The 16,756-nt window shown below is 65.2% G+C and carries 13 protein-coding genes and 2 pseudogenes; 6 read left to right on the forward strand and 9 right to left on the reverse strand.

The window, feature by feature from the left end; all coding sequences use genetic code 11:
- Positions 1 to 2 precede the first annotated feature (2 nt).
- The 8 genes and pseudogenes from CKW46_RS05765 to CKW46_RS05800 all read right to left on the reverse strand — a co-directional run bounded on the left by CKW46_RS05765 (position 3) and on the right by CKW46_RS05800 (position 9,761).
- Positions 3 to 1,976 carry a choline/carnitine O-acyltransferase gene (locus CKW46_RS05765; RefSeq protein ID WP_482052955.1) on the reverse strand — a complete coding sequence of 658 codons (1,974 nt, stop codon included), beginning with the start codon at positions 1,974 to 1,976 and terminating at the stop codon, positions 3 to 5.
- The gene (locus tag CKW46_RS05770) at positions 1,973 to 3,106 is read right to left on the reverse strand and encodes a TauD/TfdA family dioxygenase (protein ID WP_012392646.1); all 1,134 of its coding nucleotides are present in this window, start codon (positions 3,104 to 3,106) and stop codon (positions 1,973 to 1,975) included. The genes CKW46_RS05765 and CKW46_RS05770 overlap by 4 nt, the downstream gene beginning before the upstream one ends.
- The gene (locus CKW46_RS05775) at positions 3,106 to 3,594 is read right to left on the reverse strand and encodes an aspartate 1-decarboxylase (protein ID WP_012392647.1); all 489 of its coding nucleotides are present in this window, start codon (positions 3,592 to 3,594) and stop codon (positions 3,106 to 3,108) included. Before CKW46_RS05775 ends, CKW46_RS05770 begins: the two co-directional genes overlap by 1 nt.
- The gene (locus tag CKW46_RS05780; protein ID WP_499018913.1) at positions 3,591 to 5,264 is read right to left on the reverse strand and encodes a methyltransferase domain-containing protein; all 1,674 of its coding nucleotides are present in this window, start codon (positions 5,262 to 5,264) and stop codon (positions 3,591 to 3,593) included. The genes CKW46_RS05775 and CKW46_RS05780 overlap by 4 nt, the downstream gene beginning before the upstream one ends.
- 206 nt (positions 5,265 to 5,470) lie before the next feature.
- Positions 5,471 to 6,121, reverse strand: a complete 651-nt coding sequence (locus CKW46_RS05785) for a hypothetical protein (RefSeq protein ID WP_012392649.1) — start codon at positions 6,119 to 6,121, stop codon at positions 5,471 to 5,473.
- A gap of 3 nt (positions 6,122 to 6,124) precedes the next feature.
- The gene (locus tag CKW46_RS05790) at positions 6,125 to 7,366 is read right to left on the reverse strand and encodes a serine hydrolase domain-containing protein (RefSeq protein ID WP_482052956.1); all 1,242 of its coding nucleotides are present in this window, start codon (positions 7,364 to 7,366) and stop codon (positions 6,125 to 6,127) included.
- Between the two features lie 49 nt (positions 7,367 to 7,415).
- Positions 7,416 to 8,562: pseudogene (locus CKW46_RS05795) on the reverse strand (acyl-CoA dehydrogenase family protein).
- Positions 8,563 to 8,573: 11 nt separating this feature from the next.
- Positions 8,574 to 9,761, reverse strand: coding sequence for an acyl-CoA dehydrogenase family protein (locus CKW46_RS05800; RefSeq protein ID WP_011740727.1), 1,188 nt, complete (start codon positions 9,759 to 9,761; stop codon positions 8,574 to 8,576).
- A 35-nt stretch (positions 9,762 to 9,796) separates the two neighbouring features.
- Between CKW46_RS05800 and CKW46_RS05805 the strand changes: the two genes are divergently transcribed.
- Genes CKW46_RS05805 through CKW46_RS05830 form a run of 6 tightly spaced genes read left to right on the forward strand, consistent with a single transcriptional unit; the run spans position 9,797 to position 14,403 of the window.
- Positions 9,797 to 10,177 (forward strand): DUF3054 domain-containing protein, encoded by a 381-nt coding sequence (locus tag CKW46_RS05805; protein ID WP_011740726.1) that lies wholly within the window; start codon positions 9,797 to 9,799, stop codon positions 10,175 to 10,177.
- Between the two features lie 14 nt (positions 10,178 to 10,191).
- Entirely contained in the window at positions 10,192 to 10,320 is a 129-nt protein-coding gene (locus CKW46_RS05810; protein ID WP_015354388.1) for a hypothetical protein, read from the forward strand.
- A 30-nt stretch (positions 10,321 to 10,350) separates the two neighbouring features.
- Entirely contained in the window at positions 10,351 to 10,857 is a 507-nt protein-coding gene (locus CKW46_RS05815; RefSeq protein WP_482052957.1) for a GNAT family N-acetyltransferase, read from the forward strand.
- Positions 10,854 to 11,960, forward strand: coding sequence for an LLM class flavin-dependent oxidoreductase (locus CKW46_RS05820; protein WP_117436240.1), 1,107 nt, complete (start codon positions 10,854 to 10,856; stop codon positions 11,958 to 11,960). Before CKW46_RS05815 ends, CKW46_RS05820 begins: the two co-directional genes overlap by 4 nt.
- A complete protein-coding gene (locus CKW46_RS05825; protein WP_015354390.1) occupies positions 11,957 to 13,075 on the forward strand; it encodes an LLM class flavin-dependent oxidoreductase in 1,119 nt (372 codons plus the stop codon). Before CKW46_RS05820 ends, CKW46_RS05825 begins: the two co-directional genes overlap by 4 nt.
- Positions 13,072 to 14,403 (forward strand): NtaA/DmoA family FMN-dependent monooxygenase, encoded by a 1,332-nt coding sequence (locus CKW46_RS05830; RefSeq protein WP_012392654.1) that lies wholly within the window; start codon positions 13,072 to 13,074, stop codon positions 14,401 to 14,403. The genes CKW46_RS05825 and CKW46_RS05830 overlap by 4 nt, the downstream gene beginning before the upstream one ends.
- On the opposite strand, the pseudogene CKW46_RS05835 reads toward CKW46_RS05830, so the two are convergent.
- Positions 14,317 to 16,671: pseudogene (locus CKW46_RS05835) on the reverse strand (MMPL/RND family transporter); the annotation flags it as partial. The gene CKW46_RS05830 and the pseudogene CKW46_RS05835 sit on opposite strands and share 87 nt — an antisense overlap.
- Positions 16,672 to 16,756 lie beyond the last annotated feature (85 nt).

Below are 16,756 nucleotides of genomic sequence, written 5' to 3' on the forward strand. Positions count from 1 at the left end.
GGTCACTGCAGCTGTAATTCCGGTGCGGGCGCCGGGGTGGTCGCCAGCTCGGCGTGGCCGCTCAAAACGCGCAGCATGTCACGCATGGCTGCCCCGACGGCGTCGCAGAACCGCTGAGCGGAAGTCTGGTCGCAGCCGTTGGACGCACTCACGAACAGGTACACGTCGTCGTCGCCGACAAAGGCGTATGAGACGCCGTAGCCCGTTTGCGTTATGGGCAGGAACCCGACCCCGCGCGAGGAGCTCTCCGGGCGCCAGGCGGCCGTCTGGCGCACGGGTGATTGTGACGTCGCGAGCTCGAACGGCAGGCTCCACGCGTCCGTGCCGAACAGCGCAACGTCCTTGCCCTCGCGCAGTGCTTCGATGAAAAGTCCGAGGAGGTGGCGATCGCAGCCTCGTCCACGCATCGCCCGCAACCGATTGGCGCGGTGGGCGCTGGCGGCGGCCCGGAGCAGGCGGGCGCGGCGGGCCCTGGTGCAGGTGGGGTCCATCATCGCCAGCACGAAGGCCCGACTTTGGGCGGTTGCCGAGCGCAAGCATTCCGTTCGTCCCGCCGCGAACAGCCGCGTGGTGGCCGTCTCATAGGTAAGGCACGGTCCCCGGTCGGGATGCAGGCGGCCATAAGCGAGCTGCAGCGCCAGCTGTATGAAGGCATCGGGGGAGCAGCGCGCCGCCTTGATTGCCGCGGCCCCGGCGGCGCCGAGGTCATCGGCGTAGACGTCGACGTCGTCGATCAGGGTGCGGGCATTGGCGACGGCAGCGCTGATGGCCCGGTCCAGGGTGGGGGTCACCTCGAACACCAGGCGGCGCGGGGGCGATGGCGGTGGCGTCGGCTTCTGGTCGAACGCGGAGGCAAAGCGGCGCTCGTAGAGCAGCCGTTCCTCCCACAGCAGCATCATCGCTTCGCCGTCGCCTCTGCTGTGCTCCATGATGCCGCCGGTTCGCCCATTGGCGAACACAACAAGGTTCATCGACTTGTCCAGCCAGCGGTTGGCGCCGGTACCGCACAGCGACGTGCGCCCCAGCTCGGTCAGCCCCTCGGGCTCGGCGTCATCGAGGATGACGACCAGCAGAGCCCGCTCGATGCGGTCGAGACTGTCGGCGTTGACCCCGCCGTCCCGGATCAGCCCCGCCCGCACCCGGGACCAGACATCGCGTTGTTCCAGAGTCAGAGCGGGAATCGGTGGACCGGGCGGCAGCGCGGTGGCCACTTGCTGGATTTCTTCTAGGGCCGCCAACAGCTGCGGGTAGGAGATGTCGCGTCGGCCCTCGTCAAAGATCACCTCGACCTCGAAGAAGTGTCCGTTGACCAGCACCACGATGGCGCGTTGGTCGTCGAAGCGCTCGATGGTGTCGACGTCGATGCCGGGCAGTCGAACGGTCGAATAGCAGTTGCGGAGCTGTTTCATGCACAGCGGCACCACGCCCTGAATTCGCTGGGGCGCGACCTGCCCCGCAGCGAGGCGGCGGCGAATGTCGAGCAAGGCCACCGTTGTCATGGCGGCCTGCTGCAGCTGGGAGACGCCGAGGCGAGCCATCGTCGGGGAGTCGACCGTGTAGCCGGTGCTGTAGAGCAGCGAGCGGCGGTCGATGAGGTAGGCGTAGTGTTCCCAGTACTCCGCCAGCCAGTTTTCGTGCCGGGCTCGCCGTGTCTCGAGGCGGTCCTGCAGGTATGCGGCGGTGTCACTGCCGCGAAATTGGTCCGCGGCGGTGCGCACTTCGGCCCGTCCGGTGGCGTCCAGCAGTGGGTCCACCGAGGCGATGAACGTCTGCAGCGTCTCCTCGATCGACGGAAGTGGCAGCCGCGGAAGTACCTGCTCGAACCGGTCGAGTGCGCCTGGCCCGGTTTGGTTCGGACTCAGGGCGCGCACCGCCGCCCCCCATGCCTTGGTGCGCCGCGATGACGGAGCGTCCATCCAGCCCTGCCAGGTGAGCAGCCGACGCAGTAGTTCCATGCGTAGACCCAGGTAGGTCATGTCGTCGGCCCCGTCCCCACCGGTGCCGGACGGGTCCGCGCCAGCAGCCGAGATCGGTTTGCGACGTCGTCCGCCGACAGGTAGCAGCCCTCCAGCACGCGTCGGGCCGATGCGGTCGGCTGGGTGTATGCCTGGCGTGCGTGCAGCGTGCGACGGTTCTGGAACACCACGATCTCGCCCGGCTGCAGCCGCAGAGCCAGCCGTGGTCCGTCCTCGACGGCGCTGGTGAAGGTCTGGTAGGCGCGGCGGTAGCGCTCCTCGTCGGCCGGGTCGCCGGCGAACGCCCCCTCGAACGGGGGCGCCCAGTTGATGCCGACCAGATTGGCGCGATCGTCGACCACCAGGTGGGGCTTTCGGACCACCATGTGCTGTTGGCGATTCACCGTCGCAAACGTCGCCCATACCTGACACAGCGTCTCGAAGTCGTCGGGTGCTTGGGCCCGCACCCGCTCGGCGGCGGCCAGTCCGTCGCAGAACCACGTCTGCCCGCCGGTTACCGCGGCGTCGAACGCGATGCAGTGCAGCAGCTGCAGGCCGGGGGGCGTCTCGTAGGCGCACAAGTCTTGGTGAAATGGCAGCGCGCAAGCGGTATAGGCGATGTTGACCGGCCTGTCTTCGACCCGCACCAGCCAGGTGTCGCCATAGATGGTCGGCATGACGGGCGCGATCTGGGCCGCCGTCGGGCCTACCACTCCGACCCGGGTAGGGGCTCCCTCGAGCACCAGCACCCGGTTGTCCGCCAGGGCGCCGAGCCAGTCACCGATCGTGGCCGCATCGGGGTCGGGTTCCCAGCGCCGCCGCTCGAGCCCAAGCGCGGATCTGCTGGCGAATCCGAACGGCAGTGGTTGCTCGCGCCAGTTCGCGTACCGTATGAGCTCCTCTTCGGCAAAAGTGCTGCGGTGTCCGTCCCGGAACAGGACCTCGACTACGCGGCCTCGACCACGCCGCAGCTCGGCCAGCCGGGTGTCCTGCGCCGTCGCTGCCGTGGTGCGCTGTCCGCTTTCGGTTCGGCAATTCCGGCAGGGGCATTGGCTTCGCAGCCACCACGGGCTCAGTTCGGTTGATCGCCCATCGAAGTCCAAGCGAACCGATCCGAGCGGGGAGACCTCGAGGACCACGTCGCTGTGCATCAGTGCGGCCCGTCGAGCAGCTGTGTTTCGGCGCGCAGTAGCAGATCGGGCTGGGCCGGGATGTCCCCATAACAGCCGCGCACGCTGTATCGAAGACGGTCGTCGTCCTGCTCGAGGACTTGTTCGAACAAGCTCTCGACGCGGTTATCGGCGTCGCTGAGCAATACCCGAGCCACGTGCGGGCGGCGACGCAGCGCGCCGCTGCGCACGGTTGCGTAGCTGAAGATGATCAACCGGTCGCCCGGCTCGCACAGCAGCGCCCCGCCCCCGTTCGGGCAGATCCGCGAAGATCCACGGTCGGCCGGGATGAGGTAGGTCGACCACCGATTGCCGTTTTCGAGGTTGACGACTTCGACTTCCTCCAACGGCAGCATCCCGACTTGTTCCATCAGGTCGACGTCGACGGCGATACTGCCGACGTAGTCGCGTTCGCGGTGCGTCACCCGCACCTGATGGAGCTTGGCGCGCAACAGTCTGATCCGGCTCATCGCGATGCGCCGTCGTCGTTGATGGGCTTGCGGCAGCCGAGCGCGACCATTGGCTCGGCGTCAAAGATCTCGTATTCGTCGCGTGCCTCGATCCGGTAGCCGAGTTTGGCGAGCGTTTGTTCTAGCGTGCGATGTTGATCGAGGTAGTCGGCGCGCACCGCGATGACCAGCCAGCCGCCGGGCTCGAGGACCCGGTCCAGCGCCGCGAGGTCCTCCGGCCCGGCGTGGGCGAACGTGAAGACGCCAACGGCGACGATCGCCGCGAAACGTTGATCCGGAAACAGGGTCGGCGCTGCTCCCAGCGCGCCGTGAACCACGTCGCGGTAGACATTCTTGGCACGCGCGTGGGAAAGCATGCCGAGTGAGCGATCCAGCGCGGTCAGGTTGTCATAGCCGAGCTTGTGCAGTTCCTCGCCCACCAACCCGGTGCCCGCACCCGCATCGAGCACGGGTCCGCTGCGCTCGGGCAGGTGCGCCGCCAACAACGCCGCCGCCCGACGGGGATTCTCCTGATAGTTATCGCGCAGGTCGGAGTCGTAGCTTTCGGCCCAGGCGTCATATTTCTGTTCGAGGCTGAGGTCAGGATCGCTGTTGTAGATCCACTCCAGCCGGTCGACGACTTTCTTGCCGAGGAAGAAGCTCCAGCCGACCTCCGCGTCCTGGATGACTTCCGGGATCTGTCGGTAGGCCGTGGCCAGCCGTGGACACGATGGCTCGGCCAGATCCGCCAGCAGTTTGTAGCTTTGCGCCAGGTGTGGGCTCAGGTCGCGGGTCTCGTAGACGACGAAGCCGTGCCGGGCCAGGGCCTTGCGGTAGTCGTCGGCCGAGAACGTTGGCTCGAATAGCAGCCGGTCGTAGACCACCTCGCGGGCGAGCGCGCTCACCGGGCGCTGCGGTGTCACCAGATCGTCGAACACGAACAGGCCCTGGGGTTGCAGTACCCGCGCCACCTCGGCAAGCGCTCGCTCGCGGTCGTGCACGTGGTAGAGGACGGCCTGGCTGAAGACGTGGGTGAACGTGCCGTCGGCGAATGGCAGCGCCGACGCCGAGCTGGCCATGAATTCGAGCTGCAACTGCGGATTGTCCGCCGCCAGCCGTTGCGCGTTGGCGATCCGCACGGCGCTCAGGTCGATTCCCGTGACCTGTGCACCCGTTTGTCGTGCCAGCCATGCGGAGACGGTCCCATTGCCGCAGCCAAGGTCGAGCACTCGCGACTGCGGCCCGATGCGCGCGGCGCGCAGCATCTGTTCGTTCCAGTGCTGGCAGCCGGCGATGAACCCGGTGTCGTCGTCCTCGAAGACACCCCAATGCAGGCTGCCGTCTGGATCCCAGAATCCGCGGTAGGTCGAGTCCTCGTGGTCGTAGAAGTCACGGGTCATGGCGTCGGTGTAGTCGTGACTCGCGGGCCCGCCCGACTCCGTGCTGGACTGGGGTTGGGCTCCGCCGCTGGAGGGGATGGCGCAGGCGGCACCCGATTCCTGTTGCGCGTCTGGCGATAATGCATTCAACATTTGACAGTGCCCTCCGTGTTTCGCTGACTTGGGCAGCAGTATTTCAATGAATGGTTTCGCTGACATCACGAATAGGGAATTCATACTATTAGTCAAATGATTTGACATTGAAGTCATATCGAAAATCTCGAAACGAGAATGTCTAATTTGATACGACAATGTCAATTTTTATAGCCGAATGTCTCAAGAATCGTGCGGGCAGGTTCTCCTGGCCTCGGCACCGGTTGTCGAGCGCCGGTCTGAGGGTGTGCCCTCGGGCCCACCTGCCGCGATGAGTGTGGCGGGCGGGCGTCGTAGCCGCAAATTCCTAGTACGGGTATGGGGTACCGGACCGCCCGGCGGTGGCCGATCCCCTCAGTTCGGCGTCACATCGGCCAGGAGCTGGCCGTCGTTCGGTATTTGGCGTTGGGCACGCTGCAGAAGTCCGAGGCCGTTCCGGCCAACAAGACGAAGTAGCCTTCGCCGCCGCGGCGGCCGGTGAAGGGGGGATAGGTCCAACCGCTGTTGCACATCGAATCCGGTCCGCCCGCGGTGGCCCGGCGCCAACCGGACTTGATGCAGGCCTTGAGGGCGTCGACGTCGGTGACGGTGCTCTTGGCGATGACCAGCATCGCTCCACCCCACTGCCCGTCGCTGCGACGGTAGGCGCGGGCCCCGAATCCGGTACCAGATCCTGCTGGGTCCGGCTGGCATCCCAACGCCCGTTGCAGCAGCAGGAAAACGGAGGCAAGTTCACGGTCGTCCACCCCGGCCGCGGCCGCAACGAATTGCGCGGCATCGGAGCCGTCGACCTCCTGGATGTCAGGTTTGTCGAAGCTGATCAGTTGCTGCGAGATGAGCTGCCCAAGCGATGTACTGCCGCCGCCGATGATCGGTCCGCTGCCGGTTGAAGTCATCGGCGGCAGCGTCACGGTCGGATCGGCCGCCGCTGTGGCCGGCACCGCCAACGTGGCTAGCGACAGGACGCAGGTGGCGACGGTGGCAATGCATCTGATCCGAGGTGCGACAACTTTCATTGGCTATCTCCCTGGCGGCATCGGTGGGGCGTCATCGGGGACTAGTGCCGCGGCGATCTTGCGAAACAAGATATCCGCTTGGTTGGGGTAGTTGCATTCGTCGTCGAAGGCCTCGGGGGTGTAGGTGAGGGCGACCGCGATCGCGACTCGTTGCGATGGCAGGTACGCCTCGGTGGCCGCGTACCCGGAGAACAAGGGGTTCTGCAGCAACCAGTGGCCGGAGATGACGATCCCCAGGCCGTAGGTGTAACCCTCGCTTTGCTCGAAACAGGTGGGGCAGTCGGGCTGGGCGCGGGTCTTGCCACGCAGCGCAGTGGACACCATCTTCTGGTAGGAGTCCGCCGAGAGCAGCTTGCCTGATCCGATGCCTACCGCCGTGGCCTCCATGTCGTAGATAGTGGTGGTTTGGATGGCTCCGTGAGTGATGGTCCAGGACGGATTCCAGAACGTCGACTCCTCGGAAAACGGGGTATCCGCCGAGATTTTCAAGAACGCGCGACGCTCCGCGCTGAACGCGTGCAGGGCCGGGTCGGGGATGCTGGGTGTTTCGGAGTTGGCGGTGGCAGTCAGCCCCAGTGGCGCAAGCACCTTCTGTTTCAGCAGCGTCGCCATGTCTTGGCCGGTGGCCTTCTCCAGCGCCAGCCCCAACAGCACGTAGTTGGTGTGCGCATAATTCCAGTTCGTGCCGGGTTCGTAGAGCAATGGCCGAGAGGATATCTGTGCAAGGAGCTCCTGAGGCGTCCACTGCCGGAACGGGTCGGCATAAAGCGCGTCGCCGAATTCATCGTTACCCAGGACGTAGTCCGGATACCCCGACGTCATCTGGGCGAGTTGGCCCAAAGTGACCCGGTCGGCGTGCGGAAAATCGGGCAACCACTTCGACAATTTGTCGTCGAGGCTCAGTTTGTGTTCGTCGACCAGCTTGAGCAACAGCGTCGCCACGTAGGAAATGGCGACCGCGCCATTGCGGAAGTGCATGTCGGTGCTGGCCGGTACACCGGTCATCGAATCGCCCACGGCCTCGGTGACGATCTCCTTGCCATCCACGCTGACTCGAACGATCACCGACCGCAGGTGAGCTGGCCCCATGAAGTCGCGGACGACCTTCATCACCGCATCTGCCTTGGTGCCCTTGCCGTCCGGTCCGGTCGGTGCGGAGGATTGTTGCGGTGGGTGCAGCGCTGCGCACCCTGCCAATAGACAGACGCCGAACACCACACCAGCAACTCGCCGCAGAATTGGCATGTGCTTTGTTCTACCGCAACCCACCCGACCGCACCGATTTCGGGGTAATTCAGATACCCAAGTCCTTGGCGATGATGGTCTTCATGATTTCGTTGGTGCCGCCGTAGATGGTCTGGATGCGGGCATCGACAAATGCTTGCGACACCCGGTATTCCCGCATATAGTCGTAGCCGCCATGCAGTTGTAGGCAGCGGTCTGCGGTACGCACCTGAAGTTCGGTGGTCCACCATTTCAGCCGTGCCGCGCGGGCGGCGGTCAGCTCGCCGGCGAGGTGTTGGGCCAGGCAGTCATCGAGATAGGTTCGGGCGATGTCGATCTCAGTGGCTAGTTCGGCCAGCAGGAACTGGCTGTGCTGAAAGCTGGCGATCGGCGAACCGAAGGCTTTGCGCTGCCGCACGTAGTCCAGAGTCTCGGCCAAGATGCCTTCGGCGGCGGCGACCGCGCCAACTGCCAAGGCCAGTCGCTCCTGCGGCAGGTCGTATGAGCTGGTAGAACCCCATGCCCTCGTTCTGCAACAGGTTCTCCACGGGAACCCGCATATCGGTGAAACTGAGTTCGCTGGTGTCCTGGGCGTGCAGGCCGATCTTCTCCAGACTGCGGCCGCGGTGAAAGCCCGGTGTGGTTGCGTCCACCACCAGCAGCGAGAGCCCCTGGTGGCGTTCCGGTGAGGTGCGCACCGCGATGACGAACAGGTCGCCGCTTTGACCGTTGGAGATGAATGTCTTGGCGCCGTTGACAACGTAGTGCGAACCGTCTCGTACCGCTGTCGTGTGGATGCCGGCCAGGTCGCTGCCGGCGCCGGGTTCGGTCATCGCGATGCCGAGCACGGTGTCACCGGTCACCACGCCGGGTAGCCAGCGTTGTTGCTGTTCGAGTGTGGTCAGGTCGGTGAGATAGGGCAGCACGACATCGTTTTGCAGGGTGAAGGCGATGGCTTCGGATGCGGCGCCGGCTCGCTGCAGTTCGTCGATGACGATCGCGTTGTAGCGGAAGTCGTTCACTCCCGGTCCGCCGAACCGTTCCGCAACCGAGAATCCCAGCAGCCCCAGCCTTGCGGCTTCGGTGAACAGTGCCCGATCCCACTGCCCCCGGCGTTCCCCGGGTTCGTGGGCCGGGACGACGATGCGGTGGACGAAATCGCGGACCAATTGCCGGAACTGGTGATGCTCGGGTGTGTACTCGGGCCGGGAGGTCATCGCGGACCGGCTCAGCGGAAGGCGGCCAGACCGGTGAAAGCCTGCCCTAGCACCAGCTGATGCATCTCGGGTGTGCCCTCGTAGGTCAATACCGATTCCAGGTTGACCATGTGCCGAATTACCGGGTATTCGAGCGAAATTCCGTTGCCGCCCAGTATGGTTCGGGCGGTCCGGCAGATCTTGATCGCCTCCCGGGTGTTGTTGAGCTTGCCGAAGCTGACCTGCTCGGGCCGCAGGCCGACACTGTCTTTGAGGCGGCCGAGCTGTAGCGCTAGGAGCTGTCCCTTGTGCAGTTCGACCGCCATGTCGACCAGCTTGGCCTGGGTCAATTGAAACCCGGCGATGGGACGGCCGAATTGGGTGCGTTCTTTGGCGTAGTCCAACGCGCATTGCCAGGCCGAACGCGCCGCGCCCATCGCTCCCCAGACGATTCCGTAGCGAGCCTCCGACAAGCAGGTCAACGGTCCCCTGACGCCGGTCGCGCCGGGCAACATCGCCTCGGCCGGCAACCGCACATCGTCGAGGACCAACTCGCTGGTGATCGATGCCCGCAGGGACAGTTTGTGGTGGATGGTGTTGGCGGCGAAGCCGGCCGTTTCGGTGGGCACGACGAAGCCGCGGATTCCCTCCTCGGTGGCGGCCCACACGATCGCCACGTCGGCGATCGAGCCGTTGGTGATCCACATCTTGCGGCCGTTGAGCACCCAATCCGAACCATCGCGGCGCGCCCGGGTTTTCATCGCGGCCGGGTCGGAACCGACGTCGGGTTCGGTCAGGCCGAAGCAGCCGATCAGCTCACCGGCGGCCATGGGCGGCAACCACCGCTGCTTGTGCTCCTCGGAGCCGAAGTGTGCGATCGCGAACATTGCCAGCGATCCCTGCACCGAAACCAGCGACCGGATCCCGGAATCGGCGGCTTCCAATTCCAGGCACGCCAAGCCGTAGTGGACGGCCGACGCGCCGCCGCAGCCGTAGCCCTGCAAATGCATTCCGAGCAGGCCCAGTCCGCCTAGCTGCTTGGCCAGGTCGCGCGCGGCGGGCAAGTCCCCGTTCTCGAACCATTCGGCGACATGGGCAGTGATGTGCTCGGCGCAGAACTTTCTTACGGTGTCGCGGACCGCGATCTCGTCGTCGGATAGCGAAGCATCCAGTCCGAGCGGGTCGTGCGGGTCGAAGGTGGGCGGTGTCTCGGTGCTCATTACTCAATCCTACCTGGGCCCGGTAGTCTCGCTGCATGCAACCACGCCGCGGGCTCTCCTGGCTGGGTTGGCTGGCCGCCGACATCGTCGGGGTACTGGTTTTTTGTGCCGTCGGTCGCCGCAGTCATGCCGAAGGCGTCACCATCGGAGGCGTTGCCAGCACGGCTTGGCCGTTTCTCACCGGGACCATCCTGGGTTGGCTGGTGGCGCGCGGCTGGCGCCGACCTACCAGCGTGGCTCCAACCGGAGTGATCGTGTGGGTATCCACCGTCACCGTCGGGATGGTGTTGCGCAAGGCCAGTTCGGCGGGTGTGGCTACCAGCTTCGTCATAGTGGCATCGTCGGTCACCGCGGTGCTGTTGCTCGGCTGGCGGGCGGTCGTCGGGCTCAGGCTGCGACACCGCCCGGACGCCTGACGAAGCCGAGCCTGATGGTTCGGACGGGCGAGGAGCGGGGTACGGCCACCGGTGCCGAGATCACCGCGATCTTCGGCGCTACCGCCAGGGCGGTGCGCCCACCCATGGACCTGGTCGCCACCCGCACTCGGCTACTGGTCTAGCGGCGAGTGAAAGCGTTGGAGCGATAACCGATGCCCGAAGCCACCCAGCCAACCGGAGCCGTCGAGCTGCGATTTGTCCCGGTGGCCCTGGGGGATCCGCTGGCTCAGCCGTTGCTGACGGAACTGGCCGCCGAATACGCGCAGCGATACGGTGTCGAGCAGCCCGCGGTGCTGGCCTGGCTGCAGGACGGCGCGGCGCTCGAGTTCGCCCCGCCCGATGGCGGCATGCTGATCGGGCTGCGGGATGGGCGCCCGGTCACCGGCGGAGCATTTTGCCGACATGACCCTGACACGGCCGAACTCAAGCGCATCTGGACGCACCGCGAACATCGCCGCCGCGGACACGCTCGAGCACTGCTGGCCAGGTTGGAGGGCGAGATCGCCGCTCGCGGCTATCGGAAGGTCTATCTGGTGACCGGCAATCGTCAGCCGGAGGTCGAAGAGCTGTACCGGGCTTGCGGATACACCCGGCTGCCTGCACCGCAGCCTTCGGAGGGCCCGGTTCTGCCCATCGCGTTCGGCAAGGCGCTGCCATGACGCGCCCACTGCATCTGGGCGTGGCGCTGGACGGGTACGGGTGGCACCCGCAGGCATGGCAAACGACGTTGGCCGCCGACGCACAGACCCGGTCGGTGCTTAGCGGTGACTACTGGGCCGATCTGGCGATCACAGCCGAACGCGGGCTGCTCGACTTCCTCACCATCGACGACACCTTGATGCCGCAGCCAGGCCGCCGCGAGCGGATCGACCCCAAGCGGCTGGCGGGACGCGCCGACGCGGTGCTGGTGGCCGCCCGCATTGCCCCGCTGACGCGGCACATCGGGCTGATTCCGGTGGCCACGGTAACCCATACCGAGCCCTTCCATATCTCCAAAGCCATTGCCACTCTGGACTATGTCTCGCACGGCCGGGCGGGCTGGCAGGCTCGGGTCAGCGCAACGACGCACGAAGCGGCCCTGTTCGGCCGTCGTACTGTGCGCCGCGGCGAGTCATCCGCCGAGGCCTTCGGCGAGGCCCGCGACTTTGTCGAAGTGGTGCGCAAGCTCTGGGACAGCTGGGAGGATGACGCGGTCATCCGCGATGTGACCACCGGCCGATACATCGACCGGGACAAGGTGCACTACATCGACTTCGTCGGAACATACTTCTCGGTCAAGGGCCCCTCGATAACCCCGCGCCCACCGCAAGGCCAGCCGGTGGTGGCTGCCCTGGCGCACGCGGGGCCCATCTACGAATTTGCCGCGGCCAGCGCCGACGTCGTGTTCATCACGCCCACCGACGAAGACTCGCTGCGCAGCATCCTCGGCGAAGTGCGGGCAACCCGTGCGACGCTGAAAGTGTTTGCTGACGTGGTGGTTTCGTTGCATGATGGCGCCGACTTCAGATCTGATGCGCTGGTCTGGGCGGGCAGCCCCACCGAGTTGGTCGAGATGCTGCTGGATTGGCAACGCCTCGGCATCGACGGAGCCCGATTGCGGCCCGCCGTCAACGCCACCGACCTGGCCGGCATTGTCGATGAAGTGGTGCCGCTGTTGCAGCGCGCCGGGTGCTTCCGCACCGGCTATCGGGACGGCGAAACACTGCGGGAGCGACTCGGCCTGCCCCCGGCGCCCAACCGCTATGCGGCGGTGAGCCTATGATCCCGCTGTCCATCCTGGATCTGTCACCGATCAGCGCCGGCAGCACCGCCGCGACCGCGCTGCGCAACACCATCGAGCTGGCCCAGCACGCCGAGCGGTGGGGCTATCGCCGCTTTTGGGTCGCCGAGCACCACTTTGTGGCTGTCGCCAGTGCGTCACCGGCCGTACTGATCGGACAAATCGCCGCGGCCACCAATCGAATCCGGGTGGGATCGGCGGCCGTTCAACTCAGCCATACCACTGGGGCCGCGGTTGTCGAGAGCTTCGGCATGCTTGATGCTTTCCATCCCGGACGGATCGACCTGGGCGTTGGCCGATCGGCGCAGCGACGCGGCGTGAAGCCGAGGGACCCAGCCAAATCCCGTGCCCCACAACCTGCTCCGGAGTGGCGGGAAAGCGATGGCGTGGTGATCCCGCCGCCGTTCGACCTGCGCACGTTGCTATCGGGCGGCCGGGTCCAAGCCACCATGGCGATCCTGCAGCAACCCGAGGCCGTCGCGCCCGACTTCGCCGAGCAGGTCGGCGACATCCTCGCGCTGCTGGCCGGCACCTACCGGGCGGAGGGTTTTGACGTACATGCGGTGCCGGGTGAGAATGCGGCACTTACTCCGTGGATCTTCGGCAGCAGCAAGGGGCGAAGCGCCCAGGTCGCCGGCGCGCTGGGGCTGCCCTTCGTGGCCAGCTATCACCTCACCCCGGCCACCGCGCTGGAAGCCATCGAGACCTATCGCGATGCGTTTGTTCCGTCGGCGGCGCTGCAGCGCCCATACGTCGTCGTGTCGGCCGACATCGTCGTTGCCCAAGACTCCGCGACCGCGCGGCGGTTGGCATCCAGCTACGGCCACTGGGTGTATTCGATTCGGGCTGGTGGCGGCGCAGCCCCCTACCCGGATCCCGACGATTGCGCCGCGCTGACCGATGACCAGCTTGCGGTGGTGTCGGATCGACTGGCGACGCAATTCGTCGGTAACCCGGACGAGGTTGCCGAGCGGATGCTGGCCTTACAGCGGGTCGCCGGCGCGGACGAACTCGTCGTGACCTCGGTAACGCACGGGCACCAAGACCGCCTTCGTTCCCATGAGCTGATTGCACGGCGTTGGGGGCTGTGGTCATGATCCGCAAACCGGTTCACCTGGCCGCCCACTTCCCGGGCGTCAATAACACCACCGTGTGGGCCGATCCCGGCGCGGGCAGTCAGATCGAGTTCGAATCGTTTGTGCACCTTGCCCGTACCGCCGAACGCGGGTTGTTCGACTTCTTCTTTTTGGCCGAGGGCCTGCGGCTGCGTGAGCACCGTGGCCGAATCCACGACCTGGATGTGGTGGGACGCCCCGATACTTTTACCTTGCTGGCGGCTCTGGCGGGGGTCACCGATCGTATCGGTCTGACCGGTACGATCAACACCACCTTCAACGAACCATTCGAAGTGGCGAGGCAATTCGCGACGCTGGACCACTTGTCCGAGGGGCGCGCCGGCTGGAACATCGTCACCTCGTCGGACGCATTCACCGGGGCTAACTTCCGGCGCGGCGGCTATCTCGATCATGCTGACCGCTACCAGCGGGCCGAGGAGTTCTTGACCGTAGCCCGAAAGTTCTGGGACAGCTGGGCGCCCGGCGCGGTGCTGGCCGACATCGAGAACGGCGACTACGTTGATCCGGAGCGGATACGCAGCGTTGAACACTCGGGCCCGCAGTTCGAGGTGCGTGGATTCGCCACCTTGCCGGCGGGACCGCAGGGGCACCCGGTGTTGTTGCAAGCCGGCGATTCCGAGCAGGGGCGTGCTTTCGGCGCCAGGCATGCCGATGCCATGTTCACCCTGCACTCGTCATTGCGGGACGGCCAACGCTACTACGCCGACGTCAAAGGGCGGGCGCGGTCCTACGGGCGAGATCCCGACCAGCTCAAGGTTTTTCCGGCGGCAACCTTTGTCATCGGCGATACCCCGGACCAGGCGGGGGAAAAGGCCCGCCAGATCAGTTACCAGCAGGTCAGTGGCGCGACCGCGATCGCGATGCTCGAGCAGGTATGGGGTCGTGATCTCTCCGATTACGATCCGGACGGTCCACTACCCGACATCGACCCGATCGCCGATGCCGCCATCAGTCAGGGGCGGGTCCGCCATGCCGATCCGGTCGCCGTCGCCCGCCGGTACCGCGAGCGCTCCCAGGCCGAGAACCTCTCGATCCGTGAGCTGGTCATCGCGGTGACCAGCCGTCAGCAGTTCGTCGGTACCCCCTCGCACATCGCCGACGAGATCGACCGCTACGTTCAGGCCGATGCCTGTGACGGGTTCATCCTGGTGCCACATCTGACACCGCACGGTCTGGATGAATTCGTCGACCGGGTGGTGCCGCTACTGCAGGAGCGCGGCGCCTTTCGCACTGCCTACACCGGTCAGACGCTGCGAGACCATCTGGGGCTTGCAGGTTTGCCCAGCTAGTGGGCGTGGCCACCAGAACCAGCGGCCCAATAGCGTTGCGACGGCGGGCATCATGAACGACCGCACGACGAGGGTGTCGAACAGCAGCCCGATCATGATCGTGGTTCCGATCTGGCCCACCACGCGTAGATCGCTGAACAGCATCGAGCCCATGGTGAAAGCGAAGACCAGGCCGGCGGTGGTGACGACGCGCCCGGTGCTGGCCATCGATCGAATCATGCCGGTTTTGAGGCCGGCACCGATTTCCTCCCGAAACCGGGCGACCAACAGCAGGTTGTAATCCGAACCGACGGCCAGCATGACGATGATTGCCATCGGTAGCACGAGCCAGTGCAAGGGCATATGCAGGATGTGTTGCCAGATGAGCACGGACAGCCCGAACGCTGAGCCCAGCGACAGGGCGACTGTGCCGACGATGACCGCGGAGGCGACCGGGCTTCGGGTGATGCCCAGCATGATGATGAAGATCAGGCAGAGCGCGGCAACGACCACGATCATCAGGTCATACGTGGTGCCCTCGTGGATGTCCTTGAATGTGGCCGCGGTGCCGGCCAGGTAGATGTGAGCCGCCTGCAGCGGTGTTCCCTTCACGGCCTCGTCGGCGGCCAGCATGATCTTGTCGATATGTGAGATGCCTTCGGCGGTGGCGGGATCACCCATGTGGGTGATGACGAATCTGGCCGAGGCGCCGTCGGGGGACAGGAACAGCGTCAGTCCGCGCTGAAAGTCTGGGTTCTGGAAGGCTTCTGGTGGCAGGTAGAAGGAGTCGTCGTTTTTTGACCCGTCCAGTGCCTGGCCCATCTGGGTCGAGTTGCGGGTCATGTCCTCCATTTGAGTGACCAGTGCCGAGAAGGTGCTGGCCAGGGTTTGGGCAAGCGTCTTGACGGTCTGCATCGTGGCGATCAACTGGGGTAGTTGCGCGAACAGCTGTGGCTGGATCATGTCGATTCGATCCGTGGCACGAGCCATACCGCCGACGTCCTCGCTGAGCTTGTCGACACCGTCGATGGCGTCGAACAGGGACCGCAGCGACGCGCAGATCGGGATATCGAAGCAATGGCGTTCCCAGTGCAGATAGTTTCGAATCGGCCGCCACGTGTCGTCGAAGTCCGCGAGCTGGTCGCGGAACTCGTTGGTGTTCTGCTCCATCCGCCTGGTATGAGCGGTGACGTCGTGGTTTGCCTCGGTGAGCTGTCGGGTTAGGTAATCCTGACGCTGGGTGATGTCGATCATGCGTTGAATCTGATCGGTCAGCGTGGACAGATCGGTGACGCGTTCTTTGAGGTCGCTGAGGTTCTCGAGTGTCACCGCGCTTTGCATGTTGAGCTGGAACGGGATCGAACTGTGCTCGATGGGGGAACCCAACGGCCTGGTGATGCCCTGTACTCGGGCGATGCCGGGGGTGTGGAAGATGCCTCTGGCGATTCTGTCCAGGATCAGCATGTCTGTGGGGTTGCGCAGGTCGTGGTCTGCCTCGACCATCAGAAGCTCTGGCTCCATGCGGGCTGGTGGAAAATGCCGGTCTGACGCTCGGTAGCCGATGTTGGAGGGTGCCTCGGCGGGGATGTAATGGCGCTCGTCGTAATTGGTCTCGTACTTGGGCAAGGCGAGCAACCCGATCAGCGATATCAGCAGGGTGGCCACCAGCACCGGGCCGGGCCAGCGGACCACGATGGTGCCGATGCGTCGCCAGCGGCGGGTGGTGGTCGCGCGCTTGGGGTCGAACGCACCGAAGCGGCTGGTGAGCACGATCACGGCGGGCGCGAAGGTCAGCGAAGCCAGGACTACCACGAACAGACCTATCGAGCACGGCAGCGCGAGGGTTTGAAAGTAGGGAAGCCGGGTGAAACTCAGGCAGTACATCGCGCCGGCGACGGTCAGGCCCGAGGCCAGGACTACGTGACCAGTGCCGCGAAACATGGTGTAGTAGGACAGTTCTCGGTCCTGGCCAGCAGCTACCGCCTCCTGGTAGCGGCCGACCAGAAAGATGATGTAGTCCGTTGATGCGGCTATCGCCAGTGCCACCAGGACATTGACGGTAAACGTCGACAGGTCCATCAGTCCGTTGGTGGCAAGCACCGCGATGACGCCACGGACCGTGATGAGTTCAATCCCGACCGTCAGTAGCGTGAAAAGAACCGTCCAAAGTGAGCGGTAGGTAATTGCCAACATCAGTGCGATCACCGCGATGCTGATACCGGTAATCACTTGCAGGCTTCGGTCGCCGTAGATGACGCGATCGGCGCCTAGCCAGGGCTCCGGCGTTGTTGATTAGCAGGCTTGTGAGCTGGGTTGATGATCTTTGGTGCCGCGCTATTGGGGCCGGAGTGTAGGCACGGGCTATCTGGAGAAC

The organism is Mycobacterium liflandii (genome assembly GCF_022354805.1).
GTDB lineage: Bacteria > Actinomycetota > Actinomycetes > Mycobacteriales > Mycobacteriaceae > Mycobacterium > Mycobacterium marinum.

What these genes read in the sequence shown, in the direction of transcription:
- CKW46_RS05765 (WP_482052955.1), bottom strand. Translation starts at nt 1,976, where the DNA reads ATGACCTACCTGGGTCTACGCATGGAACTACTGCGTCGGCTGCTCACC.
- CKW46_RS05770 (WP_012392646.1), bottom strand. Translation starts at nt 3,106, where the DNA reads ATGCACAGCGACGTGGTCCTCGAGGTCTCCCCGCTCGGATCGGTTCGC.
- CKW46_RS05775 (WP_012392647.1), bottom strand. Translation starts at nt 3,594, where the DNA reads ATGAGCCGGATCAGACTGTTGCGCGCCAAGCTCCATCAGGTGCGGGTG.
- CKW46_RS05785 (WP_012392649.1), bottom strand. Translation starts at nt 6,121, where the DNA reads ATGAAAGTTGTCGCACCTCGGATCAGATGCATTGCCACCGTCGCCACC.
- CKW46_RS05790 (WP_482052956.1), bottom strand. Translation starts at nt 7,366, where the DNA reads ATGCCAATTCTGCGGCGAGTTGCTGGTGTGGTGTTCGGCGTCTGTCTA.
- CKW46_RS05800 (WP_011740727.1), bottom strand. Translation starts at nt 9,761, where the DNA reads ATGAGCACCGAGACACCGCCCACCTTCGACCCGCACGACCCGCTCGGA.
- CKW46_RS05805 (WP_011740726.1), top strand. Translation starts at nt 9,797, where the DNA reads ATGCAACCACGCCGCGGGCTCTCCTGGCTGGGTTGGCTGGCCGCCGAC.
- CKW46_RS05810 (WP_015354388.1), top strand. Translation starts at nt 10,192, where the DNA reads ATGGTTCGGACGGGCGAGGAGCGGGGTACGGCCACCGGTGCCGAGATC.
- CKW46_RS05815 (WP_482052957.1), top strand. Translation starts at nt 10,351, where the DNA reads ATGCCCGAAGCCACCCAGCCAACCGGAGCCGTCGAGCTGCGATTTGTC.
- CKW46_RS05820 (WP_117436240.1), top strand. Translation starts at nt 10,854, where the DNA reads ATGACGCGCCCACTGCATCTGGGCGTGGCGCTGGACGGGTACGGGTGG.
- CKW46_RS05825 (WP_015354390.1), top strand. Translation starts at nt 11,957, where the DNA reads ATGATCCCGCTGTCCATCCTGGATCTGTCACCGATCAGCGCCGGCAGC.
- CKW46_RS05830 (WP_012392654.1), top strand. Translation starts at nt 13,072, where the DNA reads ATGATCCGCAAACCGGTTCACCTGGCCGCCCACTTCCCGGGCGTCAAT.